Source organism: Thermomonas carbonis, from assembly GCF_014396975.1.
Lineage (GTDB): Bacteria > Pseudomonadota > Gammaproteobacteria > Xanthomonadales > Xanthomonadaceae > Thermomonas > Thermomonas carbonis.
Genome location: NZ_CP060719.1, coordinates 94,795 through 109,761 on the forward strand (window position 1 = coordinate 94,795; position 14,967 = coordinate 109,761).

General features: G+C 64.0%; 12 protein-coding genes, 3 tRNA genes and 1 pseudogene. 3 read left to right on the forward strand and 13 right to left on the reverse strand.

Annotation, left to right across the window (positions count from 1 at the left end):
- Positions 1 to 15: 15 nt before the first annotated feature.
- A complete protein-coding gene (locus H9L16_RS00450; RefSeq protein WP_187552681.1) occupies positions 16 to 687 on the forward strand; it encodes a DUF502 domain-containing protein in 672 nt (223 codons plus the stop codon).
- Between the two features lie 114 nt (positions 688 to 801).
- Here H9L16_RS00450 and H9L16_RS00455 read toward each other — a convergent pair.
- From H9L16_RS00455 to uvrB, 11 genes and pseudogenes are all read right to left on the reverse strand, one after another.
- Positions 802 to 878, reverse strand: a tRNA-Pro gene (locus H9L16_RS00455).
- 34 nt (positions 879 to 912) lie between these two features.
- Entirely contained in the window at positions 913 to 1,269 is a 357-nt protein-coding gene (locus H9L16_RS00460) for a MerR family transcriptional regulator (protein WP_139717243.1), read from the reverse strand.
- Positions 1,262 to 1,579: an integration host factor subunit alpha gene (locus H9L16_RS00465; protein ID WP_187552682.1), complete on the reverse strand. Its 318-nt coding sequence runs from the start codon at positions 1,577 to 1,579 to the stop codon at positions 1,262 to 1,264. The genes H9L16_RS00460 and H9L16_RS00465 overlap by 8 nt, the downstream gene beginning before the upstream one ends.
- Positions 1,580 to 1,590: 11 nt before the next feature.
- A complete protein-coding gene (gene pheT / locus H9L16_RS00470; RefSeq protein ID WP_187552683.1) occupies positions 1,591 to 3,960 on the reverse strand; it encodes a phenylalanine--tRNA ligase subunit beta in 2,370 nt (789 codons plus the stop codon).
- A 9-nt stretch (positions 3,961 to 3,969) separates the two neighbouring features.
- A complete protein-coding gene (gene pheS, locus H9L16_RS00475) occupies positions 3,970 to 4,965 on the reverse strand; it encodes a phenylalanine--tRNA ligase subunit alpha (RefSeq protein WP_187552684.1) in 996 nt (331 codons plus the stop codon).
- Positions 4,966 to 5,065: 100 nt separating this feature from the next.
- Positions 5,066 to 5,425, reverse strand: coding sequence for a 50S ribosomal protein L20 (gene rplT / locus H9L16_RS00480; RefSeq protein WP_187552685.1), 360 nt, complete (start codon positions 5,423 to 5,425; stop codon positions 5,066 to 5,068).
- 11 nt (positions 5,426 to 5,436) lie between these two features.
- Entirely contained in the window at positions 5,437 to 5,634 is a 198-nt protein-coding gene (gene rpmI, locus H9L16_RS00485; RefSeq protein WP_187552686.1) for a 50S ribosomal protein L35, read from the reverse strand.
- A 266-nt stretch (positions 5,635 to 5,900) separates the two neighbouring features.
- On the reverse strand, positions 5,901 to 6,440 hold the full coding sequence (infC, locus tag H9L16_RS00490; RefSeq protein WP_187553972.1) for a translation initiation factor IF-3: 540 nt from the start codon (positions 6,438 to 6,440) through the stop codon (positions 5,901 to 5,903).
- Between the two features lie 72 nt (positions 6,441 to 6,512).
- Positions 6,513 to 8,416 (reverse strand): annotated as a pseudogene (thrS, locus tag H9L16_RS00495) (threonine--tRNA ligase).
- 182 nt (positions 8,417 to 8,598) lie between these two features.
- Positions 8,599 to 8,673 (reverse strand) — tRNA-Val (locus H9L16_RS00500).
- 73 nt (positions 8,674 to 8,746) lie between these two features.
- On the reverse strand, positions 8,747 to 10,789 hold the full coding sequence (uvrB, locus tag H9L16_RS00505; RefSeq protein ID WP_187552687.1) for an excinuclease ABC subunit UvrB: 2,043 nt from the start codon (positions 10,787 to 10,789) through the stop codon (positions 8,747 to 8,749).
- 157 nt (positions 10,790 to 10,946) lie between these two features.
- Between uvrB and H9L16_RS00510 the strand changes: the two genes are divergently transcribed.
- Positions 10,947 to 11,474: a GspH/FimT family pseudopilin gene (locus H9L16_RS00510; RefSeq protein ID WP_187552688.1), complete on the forward strand. Its 528-nt coding sequence runs from the start codon at positions 10,947 to 10,949 to the stop codon at positions 11,472 to 11,474.
- A gap of 97 nt (positions 11,475 to 11,571) precedes the next feature.
- Positions 11,572 to 11,648 (forward strand) — tRNA-Asn (locus H9L16_RS00515).
- 60 nt (positions 11,649 to 11,708) lie between these two features.
- Here H9L16_RS00515 and H9L16_RS16345 read toward each other — a convergent pair.
- Both H9L16_RS16345 and H9L16_RS00525 read right to left on the reverse strand, forming a co-directional pair.
- Positions 11,709 to 12,122, reverse strand: coding sequence for a type IV pilin protein (locus tag H9L16_RS16345; RefSeq protein ID WP_187552689.1), 414 nt, complete (start codon positions 12,120 to 12,122; stop codon positions 11,709 to 11,711).
- A gap of 23 nt (positions 12,123 to 12,145) precedes the next feature.
- The gene (locus H9L16_RS00525) at positions 12,146 to 14,932 is read right to left on the reverse strand and encodes a pilus assembly protein (RefSeq protein WP_233449399.1); all 2,787 of its coding nucleotides are present in this window, start codon (positions 14,930 to 14,932) and stop codon (positions 12,146 to 12,148) included.
- Between the last annotated feature and the right edge of the window lie 35 nt (positions 14,933 to 14,967).

A 14,967-nucleotide genomic window follows, 5' to 3' on the forward strand; every position in this document is an offset into this window, starting at 1 on the left:
CCCTAGAATGCGCGCATGTCGACATCCCCCACGCTCGGTCATCGCCTGCAACGCCTGTTCCTGACCGGCCTGCTCACCCTGCTCCCGCTGTGGTTGACCTGGGTGGTGGTGAAATTCCTGTTCGTCCTGCTGGGCGATCTCAGCAAGCCGCTGATCGGGCCCAGCCTGCAGGGCATCGCGGCGCGCAGCCCGCAGGCACTCGGCTGGCTGGGCGATCCGTGGGTGCAGAACGCATTCGCGCTGGTCGCGACGGTGGCGGCGGTCCTGCTGGTGGGCTGGCTGGCCCGGCGGGTGATCGGCCAGCGCCTGCTGGGCTGGTTCGAAGCGCTGGTCGCGCGGATCCCGCTGGCCAGCACCATCTACGGAAGCGCGCGCAAGCTGCTCGACATCCTGCAGACCAAGCCGGATGGCACCCAACGCGTGGTGCTGGTCGATTTCCCCCACGCGGAAATGAAGTCGATCGGCTTCGTCACCCGAGTGATCCGCGAACAGGGCACCGGGCGCGAACTCGCCGCGGTCTATGTGCCGACCACGCCCAACCCGACCTCGGGTTACCTGGAAATCGTACCGGTGGAGAAGATGACCCCGACCGACTGGACGGTGGATCAGGCGATGAGCTTCATCATCAGCGGCGGTGCAGTCGCCCCCGACACCATCCCGTTCACACCGCCGGTCCGCGAAGGCTGACGGCGAATCCAGCGCGCGGGCTCGGCAACCACCAGCGCAGCGCAGGCAACAAAAAACCCGCCATCGTGGCGGGTTTTTGCTGGGTACTGGTCGTGCTGCACCGGACCTCATGATTGGTCGGGACGGCCGGATTTGAACCGACGACCCTCTGCCCCCCAGGCAGATGCGCTACCAGGCTGCGCTACGCCCCGACATCGCGATCATTGTAACCGCTGCGATGGCGGTTTAGCGCCTCAGCAACTGCAGCACTTCTTCCAGCTCCATCCGCACCTGCTTGGCGATCTGGTTGCTCAGCGCGGACTCCTGCTTCGCGCCCTCGCCTTCCAGGCGCAGACGCGCGCCACCGATCGTGTAGCCCTGCTCGTACAGCAGGCTGCGGATCTGCCGCACCATCAGCACGTCGTGGCGCTGGTAGTAGCGGCGATTGCCGCGGCGCTTGGCCGGTTCCAGGCTGGGGAACTCGGTTTCCCAGTAGCGCAGCACATGCGGTTTGACGTCGCAGAGCTCGCTGACTTCGCCGATGGTGAAGTAGCGCTTCGCCGGGATCGGCGGCAGTTCGCGGTTGCTGCCCGGGTCAAGCATGCGCAGTTCCCATGGTGCTGGAGCCGCTGTACGCCTCGACGCGTTCCTTCAGCTTCTGGCCTGGCCGGAAGGTGACCACCGTGCGCGCAGAAATCGGGATCTGCTGGCCGGTCTTGGGGTTGCGCCCCGGCCGCTGGTTCTTGCGGCGCAGGTCGAAGTTGCCGAAGCCGGACAGCTTGATCTGGCGACCCTGCTCCAGCGCCTCGCGCAAGGCGTCGAAGAATGCGTCGACGAATTCCTTCGCCTCGCGCTTGTTCAGGCCCACGTCTTCGTAAAGACGCTCCGCCATTTCCGCCTTGGTCAATGCCATTGCCGCCCCCTTCAGCGCCGGATGGCCGCGCCGTGTGTCCCCTCCAGCGCGGCGACCACATCGGCCACCACCGCTTCCACGTCGCGGTCGATCAGGGTGCGTGATTCATCCTGCAAAATCAAGGCCATGGCGAGACTCTTGAATCCGTTTTCCACGCCCTTTCCGGCGTAGCGATCGAACAGCCGGAGGTCGCGCAGGACCTCGCCCGCGGCCTGTTTCGCAGTGGCGCGCATGGCATCCCAAGACACCCATTCCGCGACGACGAACGCAAGGTCCCGGCGGACGGACGGATACTTGGACAGCGCATTGGCGCGCGGCAATGGACGCGCCTGCAGGGCGTCGAGTTCCAGCTCGAAGCCGTACACATCGACATCGAGATCCAGCGCCTGCTGCAAGCGCGGATGCAATTGCCCGATCCAGCCGATGCAAACGCCGTCACGCATCACGTCCGCGGAACGACCCGGGTGTGCGAACGGATGCGTCGAGACGCGATATTCCAGCGTCGCATTCGACAACGCGGCCAAGCTGTCGAGGTCGCCCTTGAGGTCGTGAAAATCGAGCTTGCGCGCGGCCTCACCCCATTGCTCCGCGGCAGCATCGCCACAGGCAACCGCCGCGATGCGACGCGTCTCGATCGGCGCATCGTTCGATGCGGCGAAGGTCTTGCCGATCTCGAACAGGCGGATCCGCGATTGCTGGCGCGCGGCATTGCGGCCAAGCGCAGCGACCAAGCCCGGCAATAGGCGCGTGCGCATCACGCCCAGCTCCGCACTCAACGGATTGGCCAGTGCCACGCCGCCATCGGTCAACTGCCACTTCGCCAGCAAGTCGGCATCGACGAAGGCGTAGTTGATCGCTTCCAGGTAGTCGCGGGCGACCAGTTGCCGGCGCGCATCGTGCTCGCTGCTGCGGGTTTCGCTGGGCGACACCAGACGCGTGGCACCGCCCGGGAGCGTCGTCGGGATCGCGTCGTAGCCGTGGATCCGCGCGATCTCTTCAATCAGATCTTCTTCGATGGCGATGTCGAAGCGGCGCGCCGGCGGCGTCACACGCCATCCCTCCGCATTCGCTTCGACCGCAAGCCCAAGCGCATTGAGGATGCGCGATACCTCGGCTTGCGTGACTTGCGTTCCCAGCACGCGCGCCAGTCGTTCACGACGCAGCGGGATCGGCTGCGGCTGCGGCAGAAATTCGGGCAGCACCGCCTCGATGACAGGACCAGGCGCACCGCCGGCGGTATCCACGATCAAGCGGGTCGCATGTTCCACGGCGATGCGCGGCAGTTCCGGATCCACACCGCGCTCGAAGCGATGCCCGGCATCGGTATGCAGGCCGAGCTTGCGACTGCGACCGATGATTGCGGCGGGTGCGAAATGCGCGGCTTCCAGGAAGATGTTGCGGGTGGCATTCGACACCTTGGTGTCTTCCCCGCCCATGATCCCGGCCAGGCCGACCGCGCGGTCGGCGTCCGTGATGACCAGGAATTGCGCATCGAGGGTGGCGTCATCGCCATTCAGCAGCGTCAGGGTTTCCCCGGCGCGCGCATTTCGCACGCCGATCGGGCCCTTGAGCAGGTCGTGGTCGTAGGCATGCATCGGCTGGCCGAGTTCGAGCATCACGTATTGGGTGACATCGACCAGGAAACTGATTGGGCGCACGCCGCTGCGGCGCAGGCGCTCGGCCATCCACACCGGCGTAGCCACGGTTGCCTCCACGCCCGTGATCACGCGTCCGACGAAGCGCGGCGCATCCGCACCTGCATGCAATTCGACCGGCAACACGCCGTCGTGCGACGCCGGCATCGGCACAGCGTCGAGCGGCTCGACGGTGCTGCCCGTAGCAGCGGCAACGTCGAAGGCGATTCCGCGTACGCCGAAGCAATCCGCGCGGTTCGGGGTCAGCTTCAATTCGATGCTGGCATCCGGCAGGCCAAGGTAATCCGCCAGCGGCGTGCCCAGCGGCGCATCCGCCGCAAGCTCAAGCAGACCCGAGGCATCGGCATCCAGGCCCAGCTCCTTCGCCGAACACAACATGCCGTTGGACTCGACGCCGCGGAGCTTGGCGGCCTTGATGGTCAACGTGCCGACCTGCGTGCCGATGGTCGCCAGCGGCGCGACCAGGCCCGGGCGTGCATTCGGCGCACCACACACGATCTGCAACATGCCGAGAGCGCCGGCGTCGACCTGGCAGACCTGCAGCTTGTCGGCTTCCGGATGCTTGGTGCATTCGATGATGCGCGCAACGACCACGCCATCCAGCGCGTCGCCGAGCACGGTCATCTCTTCGACTTCCAGGCCGATCGCGGTCAGCGTCGCGGCGAGTTCATCGCGCGTGGCATCGGTCTTGACGTGCTGGCGCAGCCAGTTTTCGGAGAACTTCATCGCGAGACCTCAGGCGAACTGGCGCAGGAAGCGCACATCGTTGTCGAAGAACGAACGCAAGTCGTCGACGCCGTAACGCAGCATCGCGAAGCGTTCGACGCCTAGGCCGAAGGCGAAGCCGGTGTATTTCCCCGGATCGATGCCGACATTGCGCAGCACGTTCGGATGGACCATCCCGCAGCCCAGCACTTCCAGCCAGCGCGTGCTGCCATCGGCCTGCTGCCAGGCGATGTCGACTTCCGCGGATGGCTCGGTGAACGGGAAGTAGCTCGGACGGAAGCGCATCTCGAAATCGCGCTCGAAGAAGGCGCGCACGAATTCGGCCAGCGTGCCCTTGAGGTCGGCGAAGCTGGCGTGCTCGTCGACGAGCAGGCCTTCGACCTGATGGAACATCGGCGTGTGGGTCTGGTCGCTGTCGCTGCGATAGACCTTGCCTGCGGCGATCATGCGCAGCGGCGGCTGATGTTCTTTCATGTAGCGCACCTGCACCCCCGAGGTATGCGTGCGCAGCAGGCGGCCATCGCCGAAGTAGAACGTGTCGTGCATGGCGCGCGCCGGGTGGTGCGGCGGGAAGTTCAACGCCTCGAAGTTGTGGAAATCGTCCTCGATTTCCGGGCCGTCGGCGAGTTCGTAGCCAAGCCGGCCGAAGATCTCGGTGATCCGCTCCAGCGTGCGGCTGACCGGATGCACGCCACCGCGGGCGGCATCGCGGCCGGGCAAAGTGACGTCGATGGATTCGCCGGCCAGGCGCGCGTCCAGCGCGGCATCGTCCAGCGCGATCTTGCGTGCAAAAAGCGCTTCGCCGATCGCATCGCGGGCGCGGTTGATCGCCTCGCCCGCAGCCTTGCGCTGCTCGCCGGGCAACGCGCCCAAGGACTTCAGCTGGGTAGTGATGCTGCCGCTCTTGCCGAGCAGGCCCACGCGCAGCGCTTCCAGTGCATCGGGCGCGGTGGCCGCGGCAATCTCGGCCAGCGCCTGCGTGGACAACGATTCGATGTCGCTCATGTGTTTTCCGATCCCCATAAACACACATGGGGAAGGACTTGCGCCCTTCCCCACGTGATGGCGACCGAAGCCGCCGCTACAACTGCTGTGGAGTGACGGCTCAGGCCGTCAAAGCGCCCTTGGCCTTTTCGGTCAGGGCCGCAAAACCCGCCGCATCGTGCACGGCGATGTCCGCCAGCACCTTGCGATCCAGGGTGATGCCAGCCTTCAGCAGACCGTTCATGAAACGGCTGTAGCTGATGCCATTCGCACGCGAAGCCGCGTTGATGCGCGCGATCCACAGGGTGCGGAAATGACGCTTCTTCTGCTTGCGGCCGATGTAGGCGTACTGCAGGGCCTTGGTGACGGCCTGCTTGGCAACGCGGAACACCTTGCGGCGTGCGTTGTAGTAGCCCTTGGCCTGCTTGAGGATCTTCTTGTGGCGCGCGCGCGCCGTTACACCACGTTTGACTCGTGCCATTTCTTATCTCCTCACAAGTACGGAAGCATGCGATCCAGACGTCCTGCATCCTCGGCACGGACGTGGTTCGTCTGCCGGAGGTTGCGCTTCCGCTTGGTCGCTTTCTTGGTGAGGATGTGGCTGCGATTTGCGTGGCCGCACTTGTACTTGCCGGAAGCGGTCTTCCGGAAGCGCTTTGCAGCCCCGCGATTGGTCTTGATCTTGGGCATTGGGGATCCTTGCGAAATCTGCTGACTGGTCGAGGCGGCAGCTCTGCCTTACGGCTTTGCCACGCTTTCCATCCTGCCTGAGCCGGTGATAAGCCTTTGATTCATAACACTTGCGTGTTGAATCAAGGCGGGTCCTGGGTGCCACTGAACAACAAACCCGGCGAACCGGGCCGCGCATTATGGCGGGCCGGCACCGGGTTTGCAATGTTTGGCTGAAAAATCAGCCTCTTAGCACTTCTCCCGCGGAGCGGGAGAAGGAAAACGACTTACTTCTTCTTCGGCGCGATCATCATCACCATCTGCCGGCCTTCCAGGCGCGGACGCGATTCGATGACGATGTCCTCGCCGAGGTCACCCTCGATCCGGGCGGCCATCTCGCGGCCCAGCTCCTGATGGCTCATCTCGCGGCCACGGAAGCGGATGTTGACCTTGATCTTGTCGCCTTCGACCAGGAATTCGCGCATCTTGCGCAGCTTGATCTGGTAGTCGCCCTCGTCCGTGACCGGACGGAACTTCACTTCCTTGATCTCGACCTGCTTGGTCTTCTTCTTGGCCTCGTTGGCCTTCTTCTGCAGTTCGAACTTGAACTTGCCGAAGTCCATGATCTTGCAGACCGGCGGATCCGCGTTGGGCTGGATCTCGACGAGGTCGAGTTCCTCTTCCTCGGCCATGCGCAGCGCTTCGTCGCGCGTGAGCACGCCGATCATCTCGCCGTCGCTGCCGATGACCCGGACGCGCGGGACGCGGATTTCCTGGTTCCTGCGGTTTTGCTTTGTGTCGGTGGTACTGATGTTGCGATCTCCAATGGAGTGGCATCGTCGGATGCCGGATCGGCCACGATTCCGGAATCGTGGCCAGTGTTGAGCGATCGGCTGGGGTCAGCCGGCCTGCTCCTGGCGCAAACGCGTGGCAAAGTCGTCGACCGACATGCTGCCGAGGTCTTCCCCACCCCGCGTACGCACCGAAAGCATCCCGTTTTCCTTCTCGCGGTCCCCCACCACGAGCAGGTACGGCACGCGCTGCAGCGTGTGCTCGCGAATCTTATAGCCGATTTTTTCGTTGCGCAAATCGGAAACTACACGGAAGCCTTGATTCGCAAGGCTTTTCCGGGCCTCGGCGACGGCGTCGGCCTGGGCGTCGGTGATGTTCATGACGACCGCCTGCACCGGCGCCAGCCAGGCCGGGAAGTGGCCGGCATGGTGTTCGATCAGGATGCCGATGAAGCGCTCCATCGACCCGACGATGGCCCGATGCAGCATCACCGGATGGCGCTTCTGGCTGGTTTCGTCGACATATTCAGCACCGAGGCGGCCCGGCATCATGAAATCCACCTGCATCGTGCCCAGCTGCCAGGTGCGGCCGATCGCGTCCTTCAGGTGGTACTCGATCTTCGGGCCGTAGAAGGCGCCCTCGCCCGGCAGCTCCTGCCATTCCACCCCGGACGCGCGCAACGCGCTGCGCAGCGCGTCCTCGGCCTTGTCCCAGGTGGCGTCGTCGCCGAGGCGGGATTCCGGCCGCAGCGCGATCTTGATCTGGATCTCTTCGAAGCCGAAGTCCGCATAGACCTTGAGGGCCTGCTCGTGGAAGTCGCGGACCTCGGACTCGATCTGCGCCTCGGTGCAGAACACGTGGCCATCGTCCTGGGTGAAACCGCGCACGCGCAGGATGCCGTGCAGCGCGCCGGAGGGCTCATTGCGGTGGCAGCTGCCGAACTCGCCATAGCGGATCGGCAGGTCGCGGTAGCTGTGCAGGCCCTGGTTGAACACCTGCACATGGCCGGGGCAATTCATCGGCTTCACCGCGTAGGTCCGCTTCTCGGACTCGGTGAAGAACATGTTGTCCTTGTAGTTGTCCCAGTGGCCCGACTTCTTCCACAACTCGACGTCGAGGATCTGCGGGCAACGCACCTCGCCGTAGCCGGTGTCGCGGTAGACCCGACGCATGTACTGCTCGACCACCTGCCAGATGCTCCAGCCCTTCGGGTGCCAGAACACCAGGCCCGGCGCCTCTTCCTGCAGGTGGAACAGGTCCTGCTGCTTGCCGATCCGGCGATGGTCGCGCTTCTCGGCTTCCTCGATGCGCTGGATGTAGGCCTTCAGCTGCTTCTCGTCCGCCCAGGCGGTGCCGTAGATCCGCTGCAGCTGCTCGTTCCTGGAGTCGCCGCGCCAGTACGCGCCGGAGATGCGGGTGAGCTTGAACGCCTTGAGGAAGCGCGTGTTCGGCACGTGCGGACCGCGGCACATGTCCACGTATTCCTGGTGGAAGTACAGGCCCATCGCGGTGATGTCGGCGCTCATGTCGTCGATCAGGCGCAGCTTGTATTCCTCGCCGCGGCGCGCGAATTCCTCGATGACTTCCTCGCGGGGGTCATCTTCTTGACCACGTCGTAGTCCTGCGCGATCAGCTCGCGCATGCGCTGCTCGATCGCGGCCATGTCGTCCGGCGTGAACGGGCGCTCGGAATGGATGTCGTAATAGAAGCCTTCGTCGATGACCGGGCCGATCACCATCTTGGCGTCCGGGTACAACTGCTTCACCGCATGGCCGACCAGATGCGCGCAGCTGTGGCGGATGATCTCCACGCCCTCCTGGTCCTTCGGGGTGATGATGCGCAGGCCGGCGTCATGGTCGATGACGTCGCTGGCATCGACCAGACGGCCATCGACCTCACCGGCCACGGTGGCCTTGGCCAGGCCGGCGCCGATCGACTGGGCGACCTGCAACACGGAAACGGGGGCGTCGAACTGGCGCTGGGAGCCGTCGGGAAGGGTGATCGAGATCATGGGCATGGGTCCGGGAAACGAAAAAGGCGCCAAGGCGCCTTTCGATTGCTCACCACGAGGGAGCGCGATTGCGTCGGCAGGATTGCGGATTAGGCGATCGTAGTGCTCATGTCGCACGCTCGGCCGGCGTTGCCGCGGGCCACCTGCTCTCTATGTTGATTCGATGCCACGCTGCTGGAGCGTGGTGGGCGGTACAGGGTTCGAACCTGTGACCCCTACCATGTCAAGGTAGTGCTCTACCGCTGAGCTAACCGCCCGGTATCCCCAGTAGCACGGGGGCGCGAATTGTAGCCCGGCACCGGGGCCGCGGACAACCGCCGCGCCCAAGACCTACAAGATCGCTTCCCGCAACCGCCGGATCTGGTCGCGGACGCGGGCGGCGGCCTCGAATTCCAGATCGCGGGCATGTTGATGCATCTGCTGCTCCAGCGCCTTGAGCTTGCTGGCCTGCTGCGCCGGGCTGAGCCGCTGGTAGTCCAGCTCGGGCTCGGCCACCCGCTTCGCCTTGCCGCGGCCCTTGAGCTCGCCCGGCTCGAAGCGCGCGCCCTCCATCACGTCCATCACCGCCCGTTGCACGGACTGTGGAGTGATCCCGTGCTCGGTGTTGTGTTCGACTTGGCGCGCACGACGGCGATCGGTTTCGTCGATGGCTTTCTGCATCGAGTTGGTGATCCGGTCCGCGTACAGGATCGCCTTGCCGCGCAGGTTGCGAGCGGCGCGACCGATGGTCTGGATCAGCGAGCCGGTGCTGCGCAGGAATCCTTCCTTGTCGGCATCGAGGATCGCCACCAGCGACACCTCGGGCATGTCCAGGCCTTCGCGCAGCAGGTTGATGCCGACCAGCACGTCGAACAGGCCCAGGCGCAAGTCGCGGATGATCTCCACGCGCTCCACCGTGTCCACGTCCGAGTGCAGGTAGCGCACCTTGACGTCGTGCTCGGAGAGATATTCGGTGAGGTTCTCGGCCATGCGCTTGGTCAGCGTGGTGATCAGCACGCGATCGCCCCACGACACGCGCTCGCGGATTTCCGAAAGCACATCGTCCACCTGCGTCGCCACCGGGCGGATCTCCACCGGCGGATCGATCAGTCCGGTCGGGCGAACCACCAGCTCGATGATCTCGCCGGCGCCCTCTTTCAGTTCGTACGGCCCCGGCGTCGCAGACACGAACACGCTGCGCGGCGCGCGCGCCTCCCATTCCTCGAAGCGCAGCGGGCGGTTGTCGAGCGCCGACGGCAGCCGGAATCCGAAGTCCACCAGTGTTTCCTTGCGCGCACGGTCGCCCTTGTACATCGCGCCGATCTGCGGAATCGTCACGTGCGATTCGTCCACCACCAGCAACGCGTCCGCCGGCAGGTAATCGAACAGCGTCGGTGGCGGATCGCCGGGCGCCGCACCGGTCAGGTGGCGCGAATAATTTTCGATGCCGTTGCAGTAGCCGACCTCGGCCATCATCTCCAGGTCGAACTGGGTGCGCTGGCTCAGGCGCTGCACTTCGACCAGTTTGTTCGCCGCGTACAGTTGTTCCTGGCGCTCGCGCAACTCGGCCTTGATCGTCTCCACCGCGGAGATCGTGCGCTCGCGCGGCGTGGCGTAATGCGTCTTCGGATACACGGTGAAGCGCGGGATCTTGCGGAAGATCTCGCCGGTCAGCGGATCGAACATCGACAGCTGCTCGACCTCGCCATCGAACAGCTCGATCCGCAGCGCCTCCAGGTCGGATTCCGCGGGGAACACGTCGATGGTCTCGCCGCGCACGCGGAAGGTGCCGCGATCCAGCACCAACTCGTTGCGTGTGTACTGCAGGGTGGTCAGGTGCCGCAGCAGCTCGCGCTGGTCGATGCGTTCGCCGCGCGACAGGATCAGCCGCATCGACAGGTAATCCGCCGGAGCACCGAGGCCGTAGATCGCCGAGACCGACGCCACCACGATGGTGTCGCGCCGCGACAGCAACGCCTTGGTCGCCGCCAGCCGCATCTGCTCGATGTGGTCGTTGATCGAGCTGTCCTTCTCGATGTAGGTGTCGCTGGACGGGACGTAAGCTTCCGGCTGGTAGTAGTCGTAATAGCTGACGAAATACTCCACCGAGTTGCGCGGGAAGAACGCCTTGAACTCGCCGTACAGCTGCGCGGCCAGCGTCTTGTTCGGGGCCATCACCAAGGTCGGCTTCTGCACTGCCTGGATCATGTTGGCGATCGTGTAGGTCTTGCCCGAGCCGGTCACGCCCAGCAGCACCTGCTTGGCGACGCCGTTCTGGAAGCCTGCCACCAGTTTTTCGATGGCCTGCGGCTGGTCACCCGCTGGCTGGTAGGGCGACACGAGTTGGAAGCCGCCGGAGGCGGTGGTCAGGTCGAGGTCGGACGGCTCGGTCATGGGGGAATTCGCGAAGGCCAACCACTGAGTTTACGCCGCCCGTGTTCACGACCTGCGACGCAGGTTCAGGCTTTCCCTACACATGCCCGTGGATTGCCCCGATCCCGGATCACAGACCGCCGACCTAGCCTGCTTGCAAGCCATCCGGAGCCTTGCCATGCGTCGCAACGCCGGTTTCACCCTGATCGAACTGGCCGCCACGATGTCCGTGGTAGCCATCCTCGCCGGCATCGCCGCGCCTTCGTTCGCGGGCTTCATCGAACGCCAGCGTGCATCTGCGGCGATCACCTCGCTGATGACGCACATGTCGCTGGCGCGGGTCGCCGCGATCAGCCGCAACCAGCGCGCGGTACTTTGCCCAACCCCTGATGGCGTCGACTGCGAACCGGGCACCGACTGGAGCCAAGGCTGGATGCTGTTCCTGGACGAGGACGGCAACCGCAAGCCGGACAGTAACGACGAAATCGTGCGCATCGACCTGGAGCCCACCAGCCGCCATCTGCGCATGATCAGCACCTCGGGCCGGCAACAGTTGCGATACCTGCCAGACGGACGCAGTGCCGGCACCAACCTGAGCGTTTCCATCTGCAACAAGAGCGGCGAGCTGCTGGGCCAGGTGATCGTGAACAACATGGGGCGGCCGCGCAGCGAACGCCCGAAGGTGTCAACGCCTTGCCCAGCCTGAACCCCGGCGATCCGGCCAGGCTACGGCGAGGCACGCATGAGTGATAACGGCTTCACAGCTTGCCGGTCCGGATCGAGCCGTCTACAATGCGCTCCCCGCCCGAATAGCTCAGCCGGTTAGAGCACTTGACTGTTAATCAGGGGGTCGTTGGTTCGAGTCCAACTTCGGGCGCCAGATCAAGAAAAACCCGCCGAGAGGCGGGTTTTTTGTTGCCGAGGCAGTTGACTTGATGGACTACCAGCAGCCCGCAGTGCTGGGGCTCTTTGTGCCAGCCTGGTTGATGCTGAGCGTGCCGCACGAATCGCCAGCCTGTTTCCCCGTTGGGGAGGCCGACACCGTGAAGGTCTTGGCTCCTACCGTAGGCGCAGGAAAGCTGTAGAAGGTCAGCGTCTCCGGGTCGCAGATCGAGGTGAGCACGTTAACGGCAGGCGTGGCGGTGTTGTAAGTCAGCTGCCCCGCAGCGGTGTAATGGCGTTCAAGCTGCTGGGCGATCGCGGTTGCACATGCCGCACCCGCGGCACGCCGTGTCTTGCGCTGATGGTCGTTGTAACTCGGCAGGGCAATCGCAGCCAGTATGCCCATGATGGCGACCACGACCATCAACTCGATCAACGAGAACCCGGATGCCTTGCGAGCGTTGCGATACATGATCCTCTCCAGTACGGGTCGCATCAATCCTTCCTGATCTCGCGCCAGGACACACGGCCCCATGTCTTGCGCACGATACCACCGTCACCAGGCGCATCTGCCGCCGACGAATTGGTGCCGCCGACGATCAGCTTGCCATCCAGGAAGATCGGCAAGGTCGGCATGCCGACGCCGAAGTTCACGGATCCAACCGGCACCGCTCCGATCAGCGTGTCATCAGTCTTGCCATCGCCATCCAGGTCGAAGAAGGAGGACCCTGCGCTGGTTCCGGTAAACGCGTCCAATGCATTGATGTAGCCGGTACCGGAGGCATCACAGGCATCACCTTCCGGGATCATGCTGGCACTGACCAGGATGTTCGCCACGACCTGCGCATCCTGGACGATGCGTTCGCCCGCGCCCGGCAAGTTGACGAACCAGCCCTTCTTGCCCGAGGGCAGCGCGGCCTTGGCATCGAAACTGCGAACCGGATACCCATCCTGCATCGCGCCGGTGTTGTTGATATTGCGCTTCTGCAGGTCGGCGTAAGCCACCGCAGCTCCGTTATCGACGAATCCATACAGGCTTTGGGTGCCGGGCGTCTTGTCATCGGCTTCGGTGGTGGTGATGAAGCTGCCCGTACCGAACAGGACCCAACGCTTGTATGTCCGCGGATCCGTGGCCACGGTCACGCCACCGGTGATCGGTTGCAGTGCGCCGCTACCGTCATTGGAACGCGCGGTGAACAGCTTGGTTGCAGTCCAACTCGCCGGATTCGCATTGGTCATGTCGAACTTCCAGACATTGCCAAGACGATCGCCGGCATAGGCATACGCCAGGCTACGGCCGTCCGGACCCAGGATGCCGGTCGGTGCCGCCAGTCCATTGGGTGCCGCAGTGGAACCAGCGCCGGTATCGATCTCGCGAATGACCGCGCCGGTCTCCAGGTTGACCACGATCAGGACCGCCCTCTCGTTGGTGCTGTTGACGCCATTGCCGACGACCGCAGCCACCGCCCCGCTCTTGACCTTGGCCAGGATTGGGCGACCCGTCACCAGCCCCATGTTGTTGCCCGGCGTCTCGGCGAGCTCCCACTTGACGTCGGCCGCCGCGAAGGCAGCCGGGTTGGTGACATCCAGGCCAAACATGCCCTTGCCACCCTTCCCGAGCGCGCCGACCAGCAGATTCTTGCCTGTCGTCAAGGTACGGGTCGAAGCAACGACCGGGCCGTCGACCAGGAACTTGTGGGCGAAGTCACCGCGGCTGAGATCGCGCAGGCCAGCCATGTTGAGAATGCTTGGCACGTAAGCAAACAGCTCGATACCCGTCGTGGCATCGAATGCATGCAACATGCCGTCATTCGCACCCACATAGATGGTCTGGGTATTGTCGACGTAGTGCGGCGACGAGCCCACGATATCCCCAAGCAGCGTTGTCCGCACCCGCAGCTGGCCCAACGAGCCGCCTTCCAGGGATTGGTTGCCCTTGATGTAGGCCGCGTTGTCGGCACCGGACACCGGGTAGTCCACCAGATCGCCGGTTCGCTCCAGCGCTGTTGTCTGGCTTGAGGTCGGGAAGGTCGCACCCGCGGTGCCGCTGTAGGTGAACACTTTGCGACCGGTCGTCGGGATGGAAGCTTCCCACGCCAAGGTGCTGGGACTGTTGGTGGCATCCAGGTTCCAGGCCTTGACGGCACCGGTCCAGATACCGGACACGTAGCTGGCATTGAATACCTTGCCGCCGGTGCGGATGGATGCGGCGTTGGTCGCAACGTTGGAGAACGAACTGGTCCGTTGCTGGATCGCGGCCAGCGCTTCGCCCAGACCGGCGGCGAATTGAGTCGGGTTGGAGGCAGCGATAAAGCGGCCACGCCCATTCACTGCGGCATGCAACAGATCGTCGATGCGGTCGGCATCTTCCGCGTCACCCACATTGGGCCAAGTGATGTTGTCGGGCACGCTGGCAACGCTGGTATAGCCGGCATTGCCCTTCAGACCGATGGAAATCCCGAACGTCACCATGTGTTGCCAGAACGCGGGATCAGCAGCTGAGGTCGGGACGTTGTTCTTGTCCCTGCTTGCGGCATTACTCCCCATCTCAGCGATATCCGTGCGCAGATCTGTCTTCCAGTAATACATGGCGATATCCGCCAGCGTGCGCTCGTAGCCATCGCTGTAAGGACCGGTGGGGCTGTACTGGTAGGACTCCCCCTTGGCACCAAGAATGGTGCTGCCAGCCGAACCGTCCACATTGTTCCGATCCACGGTGCTGGTGTTCCAGAATCCGTCAGTCGTCAGAATCGTGAAATTCTGTCGGCATGAATACTGGTTGCTCCCGGATTCCGGCCCGTAGGGTCCCGTGGCAGCCGATTGGGAAAAATACTGGCCTGCCGAATCCAACGCCGTCTGCAATGGTGTACCGCTGCTGCTTTCCGCGGCATAGAGCCTGGAGTACCAGGTTGCACGGTTCGTGATGTTCGGGGTGACATCGTAGTCATTGATGAAACGGCCGTCGCCGCTATTGACGTTGATATCGAAGTTGTTGCGGTTATGGATGGTGCGATAGCCCACGCGCACGCGGTTGCCCTGCGGGCGGAACGCGCGGCCTGCACCGGCCTTCGCCGCCTTGCTGCGGGTGCGATGGTAGGAATACCAGGTGGCGAAATTGGTCTTTTCGCTGTCCACAGTCCTGCCGGTAGGCGTGGCGGACTCGGTGCAGTTGACGAAGTCGCGGTTCTCACCGGTACCCGGATAATCGCAGCGATTGGTATTGGCTACGATCCTGACCCGGAAATTGACATCCCGATACCGGGAATGTCCATTGATCTGCACGTACCAGGTTCCGGAATTGGGTGCATTGATCCTGC